Here is a 16,818-nt window from a genome sequence, read left to right on the forward strand (position 1 = left end):
GAGGAATGGTGCCGCTTGGACCAGATCAACAGCCTAAACCAGTCTGAAGATGCCAGGAGCCTGCTGTTCAGGTTGCTCGTGTCGGTGGTCCGCGAGCGCGAGCCCGCGGTGGCTCAGGTGCTCGTCGGACGCACCGCCATCGACGAGTTGCAGCCCCATGAACGCATCCCCGCGCTTCAGGCAACCGGGATCTGGTTCCAGCTCACCGCAATCGCCAACGAGCTTCTGGCCATGCGCGCGCGCCGGGAAGCGGAAAAGCAGGGCGGTGCTGATGAAGTGGTGGGGTCCTTCGCCAATGTGATCGGCGAGATCGCCGCTGCCGGCTATCCTGCGGAAAAGGTGCAGGCCGCGCTCGATGGCCTGCTCGTCGGCCCGACGATGACCGCCCATCCTACCGAGGCCAAGCGCGTCACCATTCTGGAGATCCACCGGCGCATCTATCGCAAGCTCACCGAACTGGAACAGCAAAGATGGGCGCCGCGCGAGCGCGCCCAGTATATCGATGATCTGCGGGGCGAGATCGAACTTCTGTGGATGTCTGGCGAGCTGCGCCTTGAGCGGCCTTCGGTGGCGCATGAGATCGCTTGGGGCCTGCATTTCTTCCGGGAAGTGATCTTCGAGGCTACCCACAAGCTCTATGAAACGGTCGAGGAAGCGCTGGCGACCCATTATCCGGGGCATGCCCTGCCCGTACCCTCCTTCATGCGTTACGCATCATGGATCGGCGGCGATCGTGACGGGCATCCAGATGTAACGGCAGAGGTCACGGCTTATGCACTCGGCGAATGTCGCCGCGCCGCCCTCGACTGGTACATTTCGCGGCTCGGCCGTCTGGTGGCGATGCTGAGCGTCAGCGCCAGAGTGGTTGACATTCCCGATGATTTTCGCGCCAGCCTCGATGAGGCTCTGGAGCGCAGCGGCGACGCCGCAGCTATCGCGGCGCGAAACTCCGACGAGCCTTTCCGCCAGTTCTGCGCAGCCATGCTGGAACGGCTTCTGGCCACCCGTGGCGAGGGTGCCGGCACGCCCTACCCGCGCGCGGAATTCTTCGCCTGCGATCTCCGGGTGCTGGAAAGCGCGCTCGCCAAAGTGGGCGGCAGACAGGCGGCGCGTCGTTTCGTGCGCCCCCTGATACGGCAGGTCGAGACCTTCGGTTTCCGCACCGTTTCGCTCGACATCCGGCAGAATTCGACGGTCGCCAATCGGGTTCTGGCCGAGCTGTTCGGCCTGATCGATCCGGCCGGCGCGCCGCAACCCGGCAGCGCGCAGTGGAGCGAACGCATCCGCGCAGCACTTAACAGCGGCGAGCGTCCGGAGATCGACCGCGCCGCCGTGTCGCCGGAAGCAGCCGAGATGCTGGACCTGCTCGACGTCATCCGCGAGGCCCGTGCCGGCTACAATGACGGTGCGGTCGGCGCCTTCATCCTCAGCATGACGCAATCGCGCGACGACCTGCTGGCCATTTACCTGCTGGCGCAATATTGCGGGCTGGCGACCGCACCGGACGGCAGCGGCACCATCGCGCTCAAGGTCGTGCCGCTGTTCGAGACCATCGCGGATTTGCGGGCGGCCCCGGAAATTCTCGACCAGCTCCTGAATGTCTCGATCGTCAGCCGTTCGGTGCGCGATCACGGCAATTGCCAGGAGGTGATGCTCGGCTATTCGGATTCCAACAAGGATGGCGGTTTTCTGGCATCCAACTGGGAACTCAGCAAGGCGCAGAGGCAGATCGCGGACCTCGCCACCAAGCGCAAGATCAGGATCGGCTTCTTTCATGGCCGGGGCGGATCGGTCAGCCGGGGCGGCGCTCCGACAGGACGCGCCATCGCCGCGCAGCCGGCCGGCACGGTGGGCGGCATCATGCGCGTCACCGAACAGGGAGAGGTTGTCTCCTCCAAATTCGCCAATAGAGGCACTGGCCTGTATCAGCTCGAAATCCTTGCCGCCAGCGTCTTCGCCCACAGCGTGAAATCCCGCGACGAGGACGAGCTGAAGGCCGTCCCCGAATACACCGAAGCGCTGGAAGCGCTGACCGGCATGTCGCAGGCCTCCTATGTCGGCCTCGTCGGGGAGCCCGGCTTCATCGACTATTTCAATCAGGCAAGCCCGGTGGAGGAACTGGCGCTCCTGAAGATCGGCTCGCGGCCCGCCCGGCGCTTCGGCGCACGCGGCCTGTCCGATCTGCGTGCCATTCCATGGGTGTTCGCCTGGAGCCAGAACCGCCATCTGCTTACCGGCTGGTACGGGATAGGCAGCGCCCTCAATTCCTTCGTGTCGGTGCGCGGCGATGCCGGGCTGGAACTCCTGCAAACCATGTTCGAGCGGTTCCGGTTCTTCCGGCTGGTCGTCGATGAGGTCGACAAGGTGCTCTACCAGACCGACATGGAGATCGCCCGGCTCTATGCCGAGCTGGTGCAGGACCGCGAGGTCGCGGACCGCATTCATGCCAAGATCGCCACCGAATTCGCGCTGACCTGCCAGATGATCGCCCGGGTCAATGGCGGCAGGGCGCTGCCGGAGCGCTTCCCCGCCTTCAAGCGGGATTTCGACCGCGTCCGGCCGCAGATGGACAGCATTCACCGCCTTCAGGTGCAGCTCCTGCGCGAAGTGCGCGCGGGCAACGCGCCGAAACGGGCGGTCAATTCGCTGCTTTTGTCGATCAACTGCATATCGGCCGGTCTGGGGTGGACCGGCTGACGATTTCGCCCACCGACAGGTGATGCAAGGGAGGGTTATCATGGACGTCAATATTCCCAACAGGCCGGGCACCGGCAGCCCCAGCCGCTTCTTCCGCAGCGGCATTGCCGATACCGATCCGGCCGTGAACGGCGCGATCATGCGCGAGCTTGGCCGTCAGCGCGACGAGATCGAGCTGATCGCATCCGAGAACATCGTCTCTCAGGCGGTGCTGGATGCGCAGGGCTCGGTGCTCACCAACAAATATGCCGAAGGCTATCCGGGCCGGCGCTACTATGGCGGCTGCGCCTATGTGGACGAGGTGGAGGAACTCGCCCGGGAGCGCGCCCGCGCCCTGTTCGATTGCAGCTATGTGAACGTGCAGCCCAATTCCGGCAGTCAGGCCAACCAGTCGGTGTTTCTGGCCCTGATGCGTCCCGGCGACACCTTCCTCGGCCTCAACCTTGCCGCCGGCGGCCATCTTACCCATGGCGCGAAGGCAAATGTGTCCGGCAAATGGTTCAACGCCGTTTCCTACAGCGTGCGGGAAGACGATCATCGCATCGACCTCGACGAGGTGCGCGATCTTGCCCTCAAGCATCGGCCCAAAGTCATTCTGGCGGGCGGTTCGGCCTATCCCCGTGTCATCGACTTAAAGGCGTTTCGTGAGATCAGCGACGAGATCGGTGCGAAGCTGTTCGTCGACATGGCGCATTTCGCGGGACTGGTGGCGGGCGGCGTTCACCCCAATCCGCTGGCGCACGCCCACGTCGTCACCACCACCACCCACAAGACGCTGCGCGGGCCGCGCGGCGGCATGGTGCTGTCGAACGACGAGGAAATCGGCCGCAAGATCGATTCCGCCGTCTTCCCCGGCCTGCAGGGCGGGCCGCTGATGCATGTCATCGCTGCCAAGGCAGTGGCCTTCGGCGAAGCGCTGACACCGGCGTTCAAGGGGTACGCGGCAACGGTGGTAGCCAATGCGAAGGCGCTCTCCGAGACGCTGGCGGATGGCGGCGTCGACATCGTCTCCGGCGGCACCGACACCCATCTCATGCTGGTCGATCTGCGCCGCAAGAACCTGACGGGCAAGGATGTGGAGGCTGCGCTTGGACGCGCCCACATCACCTGCAACAAGAACGGCATTCCCTTCGATCCGCAGGGGCCGACTGTTACCTCGGGCGTCCGGCTCGGCACGCCCGCCTGCACCACACGCGGCTTCGGCGTGGCGGAATTCCGCGAGGTCGGCGCCATGACCATGCGCGTCATCGACGGGCTGGCAGCCAATGGCGAGCAGGGCAATGCGGCAGTCGAAGCCGAAGTGCGCGAGCAGGCGCAGGCGCTGGTCCGCAGATTCCCGATCTATGAGTGAGGCAACACCGTTCTGGCCGGGCAACGGCTCTTCAATGAAGGAGGTCTGTATGTGCGCATATCATGTCTACGAAAATGCACCGCTTGGCAGCCTGATCCGCTTTTGCGACGGAACGCCAAGGCCGGCCGAGGAACAGGTCGCCGAAGTCGAGGCGTGGGAAAAGCGCAACGGCACCGGCCTGCTGGCGATGAAGGATCCGGCGCCGGAGCTGCGCAGCTGGGTGCCACCGACCTCGATCACGCTGCGCCTGTCCGTCGTGGACGGCAACGCGGCTGACAACGGCGATCTCTCGCTGACGTTTTCAGTGGACAGCAATCTTCGCTTCGAAATTCTGGCAAGGCCGTCGGCCGGCACGTTTCGCGTCCTGCGCGGCAGCGGCAGCGCCGTCGAACTGCTGGGCATCGCCGGCGATCGCGCCGAAGCGCAACACTATCTGCGTGGCTGTCCGGCCGGTGCCGGATTTCGGATCGAAGAGGAGACCGCCGACAATCATGCCGCGGATGCGGTCGAAGGCCGCTCGGCGTCGGTGCGGGTGGCCATTCCTCGCCCAACGACCCGGCCTGACCGGCTCAGGGTGAGCGGCTGATCCTGTGCAAAAGGGGGGCATCGCACCATGCCGCTGCCCCCTGAAACGCTACTGCGTTTCCCGGAACACCTCGCTGATGGTCTTGATCTCCCCGGCTTCCTTCACCCGGTAGCCGGGCAGCGTGGTGATGGCAGCGTGAAACTCCGGCCCGCGCATGACCGAAAGCACGCACTGAACGGCCTCCAGATCGAGAATCTGTTTGTGGCAGACGAATACATAATCCTCGGTCAGCAGCCGCACGAAATCGAGATCGAACTGGCGGGCGGCCGCTTCGACGCCGAAGGCGACGTCCGCGTAGCCGCTGGCGACATAGGCGGCGACCGCCGCATGCGTGAACTCGGAGTGCTCGTAACCATTGATGCGGCTGCCGTCGATGCGATGGCGGGCAAGAAGCTGGTCGAACAGAAGCCTCGTGCCGGAATCGGGGTCGCGGTTGACGAAGCGGATCTGCGGATCAACGAGCTGCCTCAGCTCCGAGATGCCAAGCGGATTGCCGGGGCGCACCATCAACCCCATTTCGCGCGTGACGAACGATATGACCCGGTGCGTCCTGGTGTCGAGCAAGCCCTTTGCCGCAACGATCGCCTGCTTTCGCAACTCGCCCTGCGGCAGGTGCATGCCGGCCAGATCGCAACCGTCATGCACCAGAGAGACCAGCGAACTCTGGTTGCTGACATAGCGGAAATCGACGTCGATATCGGCTTCGAGGCTCAGCAGTTCCCGCAGCTTCGGCACGGCAAAGCCGTGGCTGGCGTGAACACGCAGCACCAGCGGTCCCTGCGTGAGCATCTGGTTGACCTCTGTTTCCAGCTCCTGCGACAGGTTCTGCAACAAAGGCCGCAGCCGCGCTTCAAGCCTCTGCCCGGCCCACACCAGCTTCTCGCCGAACGGCGTCAGTCTTGTGCCGCTGCCCTGCCGGCGTACGACCAGCGGCGTGTTGAAGAACTCCGACCATTTCTCGATCAGGTTCCAGGCATGGCGATAGGAAACGCCGGCCCGGCCGGCAGCGGCGGCGATCTTTCCCGACGCACGGATCTCGGCCAGAAAATCCAGCATGATCTGAAGGGATTGCGCATCCTTGCGGCGGCGGAATCGCCAGACAGGTTCGATTTCAATCTCGATCATGCTTCCTCCCAAGCATTCCGTGACGAAACTCATATTGGCAATTCAGATCATATCTTGTGCTTTCCTATTAGGCAATAAATTTCATATTCACGAAATTCATTGCAGCAGTTACTGTTGAATTCCCATGCACTCCATGGGCCACGACAAGATTCAGAATATGAATCAAAGTACATATTATGGGAGGTCCGATCTTGCTGAACCGAGTTTCCGACGACGTACAAAAGCTGCTGATAGACGGGGTCCGCGTTCCTGCATCTTCCGGACGCAGCTTCGAGACGCTGAACCCCGCCACCGGCGAGGTTCTGGCCAGGGTGGCCGAGGCTGACGCGGCCGATGTCGACGCCGCCGTGCGTTCGGCGCGCGCCGCCTTCGAAGGCTCATGGGGCCACATGAAGGCCAGCGAGCGCGGCGCCCTGCTGCTGAAGCTGGCGGACCTGATCCGCCGCAACGAGGACGAGTTGGTGCAGCTCGAAAGCCTGGATTCGGGCAAGCCCGTTTCGGCCATCCGCCGCCAGGATCTGCCGGCGGTCATCGACACCCTCACCTACTATGCCGGCATGGCCGACAAGATCAACGGACAGGTCATCCCCGCCCGTCCCGATGCGCTCACCTACACCGTGCGCGAACCGCTGGGGGTGGTCGGCGCCATCATCCCGTGGAACTTCCCGCTGATGATCGGCATGTGGAAGATCGCGCCGGCGCTGGCCTGCGGCTGCACGGTGGTGCTGAAGCCGGCGGAAATCACGCCGCTGACCGCGCTGCGCATCGGCGAACTGGCTTTCGAGGCCGGTTTCCCGGCCGGTGTGCTCAACGTCGTTCCGGGCTTCGGCAAAGTGGCCGGGCAGGCGCTTGTCGATCATCCGGATGTGGACAAGGTGACCTTCACAGGCTCGCCGGTGGTCGGACGCCAGATTCTGCAAAGCTCGGCCGGCAACCTCAAGCGCGTGACGCTGGAGCTTGGCGGCAAGTCGGCCAACATCATCTTCCCGGATGCCGATATCGACGCAGCGGTGAAGGCCGCCAGCGCCGGCATCTTCTTCAACACGGGCCAGGTCTGCTCGGCCGGCTCGCGCATCCTCGTGCACCACAGCATCCATGACGAGGTCGTGGAACGGCTGGCCGCGCGGGCGCAGACCACCCGTATCGGCAATCCGCAGGACACGTCGACGGGCATGGGCCCGCTGGTGTCTGAAGTGCAGATGAAGCGCGTGCTCGACTATATCGAGATCGGCCGCAACGAAGGCGCCGCGCTGGTCACCGGCGGTTCGCGCCACGGCGATGCCGGCTATTTCGTGGAGCCGACGGTTTTCGCCGGCGTGCGCCACGAAATGCGCATCTCGCAGGAAGAGATCTTCGGTCCCGTGGCGGCTGTCATTCCCTTCCAGGATGAAGAGGATGCGCTGCGCATCGCCAACGGCACGGTCTACAGCCTCGCCGCCGGCGTGTGGACCGGGGATATCGGCCGGGCACATCGTTTCACCCGCCGCCTGAAAGCAGGCACGGTCTGGGTCAACACCTACGGCCCCACCGATATTCGTCTGCCATGGGGCGGCGCGCGTGACTCCGGCTTCGGCCGCGAGCATGGCGAGGCAGCGATCGACAACTTCACCGAACCCAAAGTCGTCTGGATCAACACGGGCCGCTGAAGAAGTCGCCGCAAGCACTCCATGCGGCTTTGCATTCGGAGCCGCATGAAACCAGACGGTCAGAGCATTCCCGCGCTTCGGGAACAGCGGAAATGCTCTGACCTTAACCGATCCATCCGCCGTCATTGCCGGCCGGGTCTGCCGCCGCCTGCGCGCAGCCTTCGGCGAAGCACGGCCGGTCTTTGCCTGAGAACCGAGGAGGAAAAAGCATGCGCATTGCAATTATTGGCCAGCAGGCCTTCGGTAAGAGTGTACTGGAAGCCTTTCTCGCCCGGGGCGACGAAGTCGCCGGCGTTTTCTGTGCCCCCGAAAAGCCGGGCGCGCGTCCCGACCCGTTGCGGCTGGCCGCCGAGGAACTGGGGCTGCGCGTATTCCAGCTTCCCAACCTGAAAAGCCCGACGGCCGAAGGCGCGTTGCGCGCGCTCGATGTCGACCTTGCCGTCATGGCCTATGTGCTGCAGTTCGCACCGCAATCTTTCGTCAACATTCCAAGGCATGGCACCATCCAGTACCATCCCTCGCTGCTACCGAAATATCGAGGCCCAAGCTCCATCAACTGGCCCATCATCAAGGGTGACACAGAAACCGGCCTGACCATCTTCCGTCCGACTGATGGGCTGGATGAAGGCCCGGTGATCCTCCAGAAGCGCGTTGCCATCGGACCGGAAGACACGCTCGGCACCGTCTATTTCGACGGCCTGTTTCCGCTCGGCGTCGAAGCGATGCTGGAGGCCGCCGACCTCGTGGTCGAAGGACGTCACACCGAAACCGTGCAGGACGAGGACGCGGCTTCCTATGAAGGCTGGTGCCGCGATGCCGAGGCCAGGATCAACTGGAGCGCGCATATCGACATGATTCACAACCTAATCCGTGGTTGTGACCCGGCACCCGGCGCATGGACGACCGTGCTTGGTGAGAAGGTGCGGCTGTTCGAGGCCAGAAAGCATTCGGTGCGCCGCTTCGGCGACGTTCGGGGCAAGCCGGGCGAGATCGTGGGCATTGCGGAAGAGACGATCACCATATCCGTGCAAGGCGGCACGGTGGAGATCGCCAAGGTGCGCACGGAAGCGGGAAAAAAGATGTCGGCAGCGGCATTCGCGAAATCGCTGGGTCTTTCGACCGGCGACAAGCTGGAGTCGCATGCAGCTCCCGATCTCGCGGCGGCGTCAGGCCAGTAGCCGCAGGGATTTTCTGCCGGCGCCCGCATATTCCGGGGTGTCATGACTTTGCAGGCGGCAGGGACGCGGAATTCCGGGTCCCTGCCCACTTTTCATTTTGCCTTGCCTGAACAGGCCCTGACCTGTGCTGCGGGCATCGGCCCGAATATTGCAATCGGCTGCCCTCCCCTTCTTCCCCGGTGGGGCATTCCGGTTTCCGGGCGGGCAAAGCTGGCGATCCGGCCCTTGCCCTTTATTCTGCTTGCGATACATGCCATTTCGTCGTCTGGTTGCCTTGTCCCCCGCGTCCACTTCTGACCTGTCGGACGCAACAAAAGGCTTCATACGATAACCAATGTTTAGAAAAATGTCGTACAGGTCACAGGCTGTACGGATACGCAGTGGCATGCGTGGCCCGCGCAGCGGAAGAGAACGGGAAGACAATGAGCATCGACGCCGCACTGATCGACAGCGCCAACATATTCGAGCTGGCGCCAATCTCCCTGTGGCTGGAAGACTACAGCGGTCTGCGCAGGCAGTTCGACATGTGGCGCGCCGAGGGTATTTCGGATCTGGGCGCCTTTCTGAGGGAAGACACCAGCCGCCTCGATCTGTGCACCAGCCAGATCCGCGTGCTCAAAGTCAATCGCAAGACGCTCTCGCTGTTCGAGGCCGATGACGTCGATCATCTGGTGACGAACCTGCATCGCATTTTCAATGCCGACATGCTGGAGCCGCATATCGGGGAAATGGTCCAGCTCTGGAACGGGTCGGACCATTTCAGCAGCAACACGGTGAACTATTCGCTGGGCGGCCGGCGCATCGATATCCAGCTCAAGGGCCGCATACTTCCCGGCCACGAGGAAAGCTGGGACCGGGTTCTGCTGGCCATCGAGGATGTCACCGCACGCGAGGATGCGCTGCGCGAACAGGATCGCCACAAGCAATACGCACAGGGGCTTTTCGAGCACTCACCCATTTCTCTGTGGGTCGAGGATTTCAGCCGCATCAAGCAGTTGATGGATGATGTGCGCCAGCGCGGCATCGTCGATTTTCGCGTGTTCACCGACGTGCACCCCGAATTCGTGCACCAGTGCCTCAGCGAGATCCGGGTTTTGGACATCAACAACGATACGCTCACCCTTTTTCTCGCAGACGACAAGAAGACCCTGTTGCAGAGCCTGCCGCAAATCTTCCGATATGAAATGGCATCGCACTTCCGCGAGCAGCTTATCGACCTGTGGAACGGCATCCTCTTCCAGAGGCGCGAAGTGGTGAACTATGCGCTCGACGGGTCCGAGCGCCATGTTCTCATGCAATTCTCGGTTCTGCCGGGACGCGAAGACGACTGGTCGCTTGTGCAGGTGGCGCTGACCGACATCACCGCCCGCAAGAAGGCCGAAGCCTATCTGGAATATCTCGGCAAGCACGACGTGCTCACCAAGTTGCACAATCGCGCCTATTACGTCGATGAGCTCAACCGGCTGGAGCGCAAGGGCGAGGCGCCGGTTTCGATCATCATTCTCGATCTCAACGGCCTCAAGACCGCAAACGATCAATGGGGCCATGCCGCAGGCGACGGATTGCTGCGCCGCGTTGGCGAAGTGCTCAACGAAGCGGTGACACAGCCCGGCCACGCCGCCCGGATCGGCGGCGACGAATTCGCTGTCGTTCTGCCCTACATGGACGAACGCGGCGCCGAGGCCGTGGTCGATAACATCAGGCGGCTTATCGGCATCAACAACCAGTATTATTCGCAGATGGAACTGAAGCTTTCCCTCGGAGCAGCCACGAGCCTGCCGGGCGAGAAGCTGGAAGCTGTCGCCAGACGGGCGGATCTTCTCATGTACGAAGACAAGCGCGCCCATTACTCGGCCGTCAGCCCCGACCACATCTGAGTTTTGCCCCGCGCGCCGGCTTCGGCACGCGGGGCCTGACAGGAGACCTGCTCCACGGCCTGCCAATCATCGCGGAACCATGTCCGCGCCGGTTCGATGTCGGTCTTCGACACGCCGTTGTCGCGGTTGCACCGGCGAACGCCCCGACCCCGGCGCATGATCCTGCCTGTTGGCGCCCTGAGGCGCACCGGTTTCCTGTACGGCGCGCAAGTCGCTGGCAGTTGCCGGATGGTGATGATCTGCGGGGAGGACGCGGATGGACACGATGCCATGCAGGGGAGCGCCTGCTTCGGCCGGAACGGTTTTCCGTGATCGGGAGGAGCCGGAATCTCGTCCGGGATTTACAGCGAACAGCCGCGCTGCGGTTTCTTTTCCACATGCCGGCATAACGCACGCCGCAGACCTCGCAAAGGCAGGCGAACGCTGGCGATGGCCCCTGTGGCAAGGCTCTCGGAAAGCGCCCGGCGCAACCTGCCGGAAAAGACGGTCGCCCGCGTTTGTGCCTTTGCGGGTGGACATCGGTTTTTCAGTACGATATAAAATTTGCAACAAGCGATCGCGCCGGGAAAGCATTGCCCGAGCGCAATCGCTTATTTTTTCGCGGCCGGATATTATTCTTGGCTTTTCTTATAACAGAGGAGATTTTACTCGCCAAGCCAAGCGGGTGCTCTATTGATTATGACTTCAACGACCGAAAAAAACGGATCGAATGGACATTCCGAAGTAAAACTTCGACTGAAGAATGTTTATAAAATCTTCGGAAGCAACATCAAAAACGCTCTCGATATGACGAGGGCTGGCAAAAGCAAAGCCGAAATCCACGCAACCACCGGCTGTACGATCGGTGTCGACGATGTCAGCTTCGACATCATGGATGGCGAGATCTTCGTCATCATGGGCCTTTCAGGTTCCGGCAAGTCGACGCTGCTTCGCCTTCTCAACCGCCTCATCGAGCCCACCTCGGGCGTCATCGAGGTCAATGGCGAAGACATAACCCGGCTGTCGACACGCGACCTCATCGAGCTTCGCCGCCGCGACATGAGCATGGTGTTCCAGTCCTTCGCCCTGCTGCCAAACCGCAATGTGCTGAACAACGCCGCGTTCGGGCTCGAAGTGTCCGGCGTGGGCGAAGCTGAGCGCACGCAAAAGGCGATGGCAGCACTTGAGGCCGTCGGCCTCAGGGATTACGCCACGAGCCGGCCGGACCAGCTTTCCGGCGGCATGAAGCAGCGCGTGGGGCTTGCCCGGGCGCTCGCCAGCGAGCCGACCATCCTTCTGATGGACGAAGCCTTTTCGGCACTTGACCCGCTGATCCGCACCGAAATGCAGGATGAGCTGATGCGCCTGCAGGCCGAGCACAGCCGCACCGTCATCTTCGTCAGCCACGACCTCGACGAGGCCATGCGCATCGGCGACCGCATCTGCATCATGCAGCACGGCAAGGTGGTTCAGGTGGGAACGCCGGACGAGATCGTTTCGCAACCGGCCAACGACTATGTGCGCTCCTTCTTCCGCAATGTGGACGTCTCGCAGGTGTTCAAGGCCGGAGACGTGGCGCGCCGCACCCAGTTGACGCTGGTGGACCGGCGCGGGGCCACCGCTGCGGCGGCACTTGAGCAGATGTCGCAAAGCGACCGTGACGTCGCCATCGTCGTCGGCCGCGACAAGAAATATCACGGCATGATCAGTCAGGACGTGCTGGTCCAGAAGATCAGGGCGAAGGATGCGGATCCGTATCGCAACGCCTTTCTTCAGGATGTGACGCCCATTCCCGCGGGCGAGCCTCTTTCGAATGTGCTGGGGCTCGTTGCGGCGAGCCGCTGGCCGGTACCCGTGGTCGATGAGCGGGGGCGCTATGTCGGCTCCCTCAGCAAGTCGTCGCTTCTGGAAACGCTCGACCGCGCTGGCTGAGCCGAACCGAAGGGAAACTACATGGACTTCGATTTCAACGTCGGCCACGGTGCCGACGTCACCGTCAACTACATACTCGACAACTTCACCCCGGCGCTCGACGGCATCGCGGCGGCGATCGGCTTCGTCACCGGCGGCCTGCAATCGCTGCTCACCGGCACCTCGCCGCTGGTCGGCATCGCCATCCTGACCCTGCTTTCGCTGTGGCGGGTGAGCTGGAAGTTCGCGCTCTTTACGATAGTGTCGCTGGCGCTGGTCAATCATATGGGCCTGTGGCACAGCACCATGCAGACGCTGTCGCTCGTGCTTTCCGCAACCGTGATCGCGGTCGTCGTCGGCATTCCCGCCGGCATCGCCATGGCCCGCTCGGACCGGGTGGCCGGCCTGTTCAGGCCCGTGCTCGACCTTATGCAGACCATGCCGGCCTTCGTCTATCTGATCCCGGCCGCCATGTTCTTCGGCCTCGGCGCCGTGCCAGGCACCATTGCCACGGTGATCTTCGCCATGCCGCCGGTGGTGCGCCTGACCAATCTGGGCATCCGGCAGGTTCAGGAAGAGCTGGTCGAGGCCGGGCAGGCTTTCGGCTGCACCCCCTCTCAGCTTCTGTTCAAGGTGCAACTGCCCAATGCCCTGCCCTCCATCATGGCCGGCATCAACCAGACGATCATGCTGTCGCTGTCGATGGTGGTCATCGCCTCGATGATCGGCGCCGGCGGGCTCGGCAATCATGTTTTGACCGGCATCCAGCGCCTTGACGTGGGCGCCGGTTTCGAGGGCGGCCTGGCCGTCGTCATTCTGGCCGTGGTCCTCGACAGGATCACCCAGAGCTTCGGCAAGGGCGGTTCGGGCTTCCTGAGCCTCCTTGCCTTCCGAAAGGCGGGGGACCGTTTGCAGGCGTCAGCGCCGGCCAAGGTTCCGGCTGCCGATGACAAGCAGCGGTCAGCCGCCGCTTGAGCTCCGAAAACAAGAAGGAGAAGATATGATCAGGAAACTTACGCGCATCGGCCTTGCTGCCCTGATGGCGGGCAGCATGGCAACGGCCGCCCTGGCGCAGGACGGCAAGCCGGTGAAAATCGGCTGGGCCGCATGGTCCGACGCGGAATTCGTGACCAAGCTTGCCGCGAAGCTCATCGAAGACGAACTCGGCCAGAAGGTCGAGCTGGTTCAGACCGACGTGGCGCCGCTTTATCAGGGCGTGAGCCGCGGCGACATCGACGCCATGATGATGGCGTGGCTGCCGGAAACCCATGCCGACTACTTCAAGCGGATCGAAGACAAGGTCGATACGCTCGGCACCATCTATGACGGCGCCAAGCTTGGCTGGGTGGTTCCCGACTACATCCCCGAAAGCGAGATTTCCTCGATCGAGGATCTGGGCAAGGCCGAGGTGAAGGAAAAGCTCGGCGGCGAGGTGCAGGGCATCGATCCGGGCGCCGGCCTGACCCGTCTTTCCGAAAAGGCGATCACCGATTACGGGCTCGACTACAAGCTTCAGATTTCCAGTGAAGCGGGCATGCTCACCACGGTCGACCGCTCCATGCGCACAGAGAAATGGTTCGTGGCCACAGCCTGGAGCCCGCACTGGATGTTCGGCAAGTACAAGCTGCGCTACATCGACGACCCCAAGGAGTCGCTTGGCAAGGCGGAGCACATCGACATCCTCGCCCGCAAGGGTTTCAAGGATGACAACCCGAAGGTGGCCGAACTGCTGTCGCGCATGAAGGTGGAGATTCCGGAACTGGAAGCCGCCATGTTCGACGCGCAGGAAACCTCCTATGAAAAGGCGGTCGAGAAATACATCTCCGAGAACCCGGACAAGGTGAAGGAGTGGGTCGGCGCCAAGTAAGCCTGGCCACGCAAACGGCAGCAGTTTGCTGTGCTGCCAGCCCCGGAAAAAGGCCGCCGCGATTTTATCGCGGCGGCCTTTTCATTGAGTTGCGGTCGAGGCTCGGTTTGTCAGCCGTGCGTGACGAAGACCGGGGGTATCTCGATACGGGTATCCCGCGGCGCGCCGTTTTCTATGATGTCGAACACGGCCGCCAGCATCTGCGGCACATCCTGACGCACCATCTCGATATCGTCGGCAAGCAGAGCCGCGAAGGGATCCCAGTCGAAGCAGCCCATCACCGGCGCACGGCCCTCGTAATGGCCTGAACGGCGGATCCAGCGCATCACCCCCTCAAGGGAAATCGTGGAATTGACGAACATGCCCTGTGGCAGAACCCCTTCCCGCTGCGCCAGCGCGCCGAGCGCGCCTTCGGCCTTTTCCGGCGCATAGCCGCAGGCCAGAATGTGGTTTTCGTCCACCTCGATCCCAACCTCCTCATGCGCGGCGCGAAAGCCGCGGATGCGCTCGCTGGTGTTGTGGTCGTTCCCGCGCCCGCCAATGAACAGCAGCGGCAGTGCCTGTCCAAGCCTTTGACGGCAATTGACGAGAACACGGCGTGTCAGTTCCCGCGCGCCTGCGAAATTGTCGGAGATAACCGACGGGGCATGTGAGCCAGGAAGGTCGAGATTGAGACTGCGCACGCCGGCCGGCCCACACAGATCGGTGATGCGGTCGGGATTGGTGGCGCCGGTCGAGATCAGCCACTCGACCTGATAGGAGAGCATGGTGCGCGCGGCCTCCATCTCCAGCTCGGGATCGCGGCGCGTGCAGGTGATGATCGGAAACAGATCGCGCTGGCGGGCCATCGCCTCGAAGGTTTCGACGATGGAGCCGAAATAGCGGTTGTCGTATTTCGGCACGATCATGCCGATGATCCGGGATTTCTCCCGGCGCAGCAGGCTTGCCTGCATGTTGACCGCATAGCCCTGCTCCTGCGCCAGCCGAGTAATCTTCTCGGCCAGCTGGCTGCTGATCCGGCGCTTCTTCCATGTGCCGTTGAGCACCGCACTTACAGCACTGGCCGAGGTGCCGGCCAGTGTCGCCAGATCGTAGATTGTCGTCTTTCTGGTCGGCTTGCCGCCATCCATCAGAATTCTCTCCTCTGAGGCCGCTCCGCTTCCCCCGCGCTGCCGCCATCTCCCGCGCTTTTCACCTGCGAGGCTGTGCCCGTCCTGCACAAGACGCAGCGTATCGCTCTTATCCACCCCGTCTGATTTGCGCCAGCTTGACATCAATATCTGAAGGTGGCAATTTTTGCTTCATCGATTGAGCTATCATGCACAATCGATGAAGGCGGTTGCATATCGAAGACCGATCGGGAGGCGTTCGGGAGTATTCTGAAGCTTGAACCGGTGCATGTGCCACGTCGTGGAGCAGTCCCGACACGTCGCGCATGAGGCTCCCGGCCTTTGACCCGGTCCGTGCCGGTTTCAGGGCATCAACTTCCCGGCACGGGTTTGTCGTTTACAAGGAGGACACCATGAATTTCCGCACTTTCCTGATGGCGACGGCTGCCGCCGGCGTTCTGTGCATGGCGCAGGCGCAGGCAGATGAAGCCGCCACCGTCGCGTTCCTGATGCCGGATCAGGCATCGACGCGTTACGAGGAGCATGACTATCCGGGCTTCAAGGCAGAGATGGAAAAGCTGTGCGCCAGCTGCACCGTCATTTACCAGAACGCCAATGCCGACGCCTCGCTCCAGCAGCAGCAGTTCAACTCGGTGATCGCGCAGGGCGCCAAGGTCATCGTGCTCGATCCGGTCGACTCCGCTGCCGCTGCCGGTCTCGTCGAGATCGCCCATTCGCAGGGCGTCAAGGTCGTCGCCTATGACCGACCGATCCCGGACAAGCCGGCCGACTACTATGTCTCCTTCGACAATGAAGGCATCGGCTATGCCATCTCCAAATCGCTGGTCGACCACATGAAGGCGAATGGCGCCGAGGATGGCGCGGGCGTGCTGCAGGTCAACGGCTCGCCGACCGACGCTGCCGCCGGCCTGATCCGCGACGGCATCCATCGCGGCCTGAAGGAATCCGGCTTCGAGACGCTGGCCGAGTTCGACACGCCGGAATGGGCGCCGCCGAAGGCGCAGGAGTGGGCAGCCGGCCAGATCACCCGCTTCGGCGACAAGATCAGGGGCGTGGTGGCCGCCAATGACGGAACCGGCGGTGGCGTCATTGCAGCCTTCAAAGCCGCCGGCGTGCAGCCCGTTCCTCCGGTGACCGGCAATGATGCCACCATCGCCGCCCTGCAGCTGATCATCGCCGGCGACCAGTACAACACCATCTCCAAGCCTTCGGAGATCGTTGCCGCTGCCGCTGCAAAGGTCGCCGTTCAGTTCGTGAAGGGCGAAACGCCCGAGGCAAAGACCACGCTCTACGACACGCCTTCGGAACTGTTCGTTCCGGCAGTGGTGACGTCTGAGAACATCAAGGCTGAAATCTTCGACAAGGGCATCCAGACCGCTGAGCAGGTCTGCACCGGCGAATATGCCGAGGCGTGCAAGAAGCTCGGCATTACCGAGTAATATGCCTGTGCCCGGCCGGCTCCAGCCGGCCG

The 16,818-nt window shown here is 62.8% G+C and carries 12 protein-coding genes; 10 read left to right on the forward strand and 2 right to left on the reverse strand.

Features of this window, described 5'->3' with window-relative positions:
* Positions 1-15 precede the first annotated feature (15 nt).
* From MIC97_RS18240 to MIC97_RS18250, 3 genes are read left to right on the forward strand one after another with little or no spacing between them, the layout of a single operon-like run.
* Entirely contained in the window at positions 16-2,697 is a 2,682-nt protein-coding gene (locus tag MIC97_RS18240) for a phosphoenolpyruvate carboxylase (protein WP_239801404.1), read from the forward strand.
* 40 nt (positions 2,698-2,737) lie between these two features.
* Complete coding sequence (gene glyA, locus MIC97_RS18245; RefSeq protein ID WP_275592503.1) at positions 2,738-4,048, forward strand: serine hydroxymethyltransferase; 1,311 nt, start codon at positions 2,738-2,740, stop codon at positions 4,046-4,048.
* Between the two features lie 49 nt (positions 4,049-4,097).
* The gene (locus MIC97_RS18250; RefSeq protein WP_239801405.1) at positions 4,098-4,634 is read left to right on the forward strand and encodes a hypothetical protein; all 537 of its coding nucleotides are present in this window, start codon (positions 4,098-4,100) and stop codon (positions 4,632-4,634) included.
* 48 nt (positions 4,635-4,682) lie between these two features.
* Here the strand turns inward: MIC97_RS18250 and MIC97_RS18255 are convergent, their stop codons facing one another.
* Positions 4,683-5,759, reverse strand: coding sequence for a substrate-binding domain-containing protein (locus MIC97_RS18255; protein WP_239801406.1), 1,077 nt, complete (start codon positions 5,757-5,759; stop codon positions 4,683-4,685).
* 176 nt (positions 5,760-5,935) lie between these two features.
* On the opposite strand from MIC97_RS18255, the gene MIC97_RS18260 reads away from it, so the two are divergent.
* The 6 genes from MIC97_RS18260 to MIC97_RS18285 all read left to right on the forward strand — a co-directional run bounded on the left by MIC97_RS18260 (position 5,936) and on the right by MIC97_RS18285 (position 14,217).
* Positions 5,936-7,405, forward strand: a complete 1,470-nt coding sequence (locus MIC97_RS18260; protein ID WP_239801407.1) for an aldehyde dehydrogenase family protein — start codon at positions 5,936-5,938, stop codon at positions 7,403-7,405.
* 209 nt (positions 7,406-7,614) lie between these two features.
* Positions 7,615-8,583, forward strand: a complete 969-nt coding sequence (locus MIC97_RS18265; protein WP_239801408.1) for a methionyl-tRNA formyltransferase — start codon at positions 7,615-7,617, stop codon at positions 8,581-8,583.
* Positions 8,584-9,005: 422 nt separating this feature from the next.
* The gene (locus tag MIC97_RS18270; RefSeq protein WP_239801409.1) at positions 9,006-10,460 is read left to right on the forward strand and encodes a GGDEF domain-containing protein; all 1,455 of its coding nucleotides are present in this window, start codon (positions 9,006-9,008) and stop codon (positions 10,458-10,460) included.
* A gap of 678 nt (positions 10,461-11,138) precedes the next feature.
* Entirely contained in the window at positions 11,139-12,371 is a 1,233-nt protein-coding gene (proV, locus tag MIC97_RS18275; protein ID WP_239801410.1) for a glycine betaine/L-proline ABC transporter ATP-binding protein ProV, read from the forward strand.
* Positions 12,372-12,392: 21 nt separating this feature from the next.
* On the forward strand, positions 12,393-13,325 hold the full coding sequence (locus MIC97_RS18280) for a proline/glycine betaine ABC transporter permease (RefSeq protein ID WP_239801411.1): 933 nt from the start codon (positions 12,393-12,395) through the stop codon (positions 13,323-13,325).
* Positions 13,326-13,350: 25 nt separating this feature from the next.
* Positions 13,351-14,217 carry a glycine betaine ABC transporter substrate-binding protein gene (locus tag MIC97_RS18285; RefSeq protein ID WP_183832424.1) on the forward strand — a complete coding sequence of 289 codons (867 nt, stop codon included), beginning with the start codon at positions 13,351-13,353 and terminating at the stop codon, positions 14,215-14,217.
* Between the two features lie 110 nt (positions 14,218-14,327).
* Here MIC97_RS18285 and MIC97_RS18290 read toward each other — a convergent pair whose 3' ends face one another.
* A complete protein-coding gene (locus tag MIC97_RS18290) occupies positions 14,328-15,347 on the reverse strand; it encodes a LacI family DNA-binding transcriptional regulator (RefSeq protein ID WP_239801412.1) in 1,020 nt (339 codons plus the stop codon).
* Positions 15,348-15,760: 413 nt separating this feature from the next.
* Between MIC97_RS18290 and MIC97_RS18295 the strand changes: the two genes are divergently transcribed.
* Entirely contained in the window at positions 15,761-16,786 is a 1,026-nt protein-coding gene (locus MIC97_RS18295) for a sugar ABC transporter substrate-binding protein (protein ID WP_239801486.1), read from the forward strand.
* Positions 16,787-16,818 lie beyond the last annotated feature (32 nt).

Origin of the sequence: Aquamicrobium sp. NLF2-7 (assembly GCF_022359935.1) — a bacterium.
Lineage (GTDB): Bacteria > Pseudomonadota > Alphaproteobacteria > Rhizobiales > Rhizobiaceae > Mesorhizobium > Mesorhizobium lusatiense.

Excerpts from the sequence above, each read along its gene's own strand:
- glyA (WP_275592503.1), top strand. The coding sequence starts at position 2,738 with ATGGACGTCAATATTCCCAACAGGCCGGGCACCGGCAGCCCCAGCCGC.
- MIC97_RS18250 (WP_239801405.1), top strand. The coding sequence starts at position 4,098 with ATGTGCGCATATCATGTCTACGAAAATGCACCGCTTGGCAGCCTGATC.
- MIC97_RS18255 (WP_239801406.1), bottom strand. The coding sequence starts at position 5,759 with ATGATCGAGATTGAAATCGAACCTGTCTGGCGATTCCGCCGCCGCAAG.
- MIC97_RS18260 (WP_239801407.1), top strand. The coding sequence starts at position 5,936 with ATGGGAGGTCCGATCTTGCTGAACCGAGTTTCCGACGACGTACAAAAG.
- MIC97_RS18265 (WP_239801408.1), top strand. The coding sequence starts at position 7,615 with ATGCGCATTGCAATTATTGGCCAGCAGGCCTTCGGTAAGAGTGTACTG.
- MIC97_RS18270 (WP_239801409.1), top strand. The coding sequence starts at position 9,006 with ATGAGCATCGACGCCGCACTGATCGACAGCGCCAACATATTCGAGCTG.
- proV (WP_239801410.1), top strand. The coding sequence starts at position 11,139 with ATGACTTCAACGACCGAAAAAAACGGATCGAATGGACATTCCGAAGTA.
- MIC97_RS18280 (WP_239801411.1), top strand. The coding sequence starts at position 12,393 with ATGGACTTCGATTTCAACGTCGGCCACGGTGCCGACGTCACCGTCAAC.
- MIC97_RS18285 (WP_183832424.1), top strand. The coding sequence starts at position 13,351 with ATGATCAGGAAACTTACGCGCATCGGCCTTGCTGCCCTGATGGCGGGC.
- MIC97_RS18290 (WP_239801412.1), bottom strand. The coding sequence starts at position 15,347 with ATGGATGGCGGCAAGCCGACCAGAAAGACGACAATCTACGATCTGGCG.
- MIC97_RS18295 (WP_239801486.1), top strand. The coding sequence starts at position 15,761 with ATGGCGACGGCTGCCGCCGGCGTTCTGTGCATGGCGCAGGCGCAGGCA.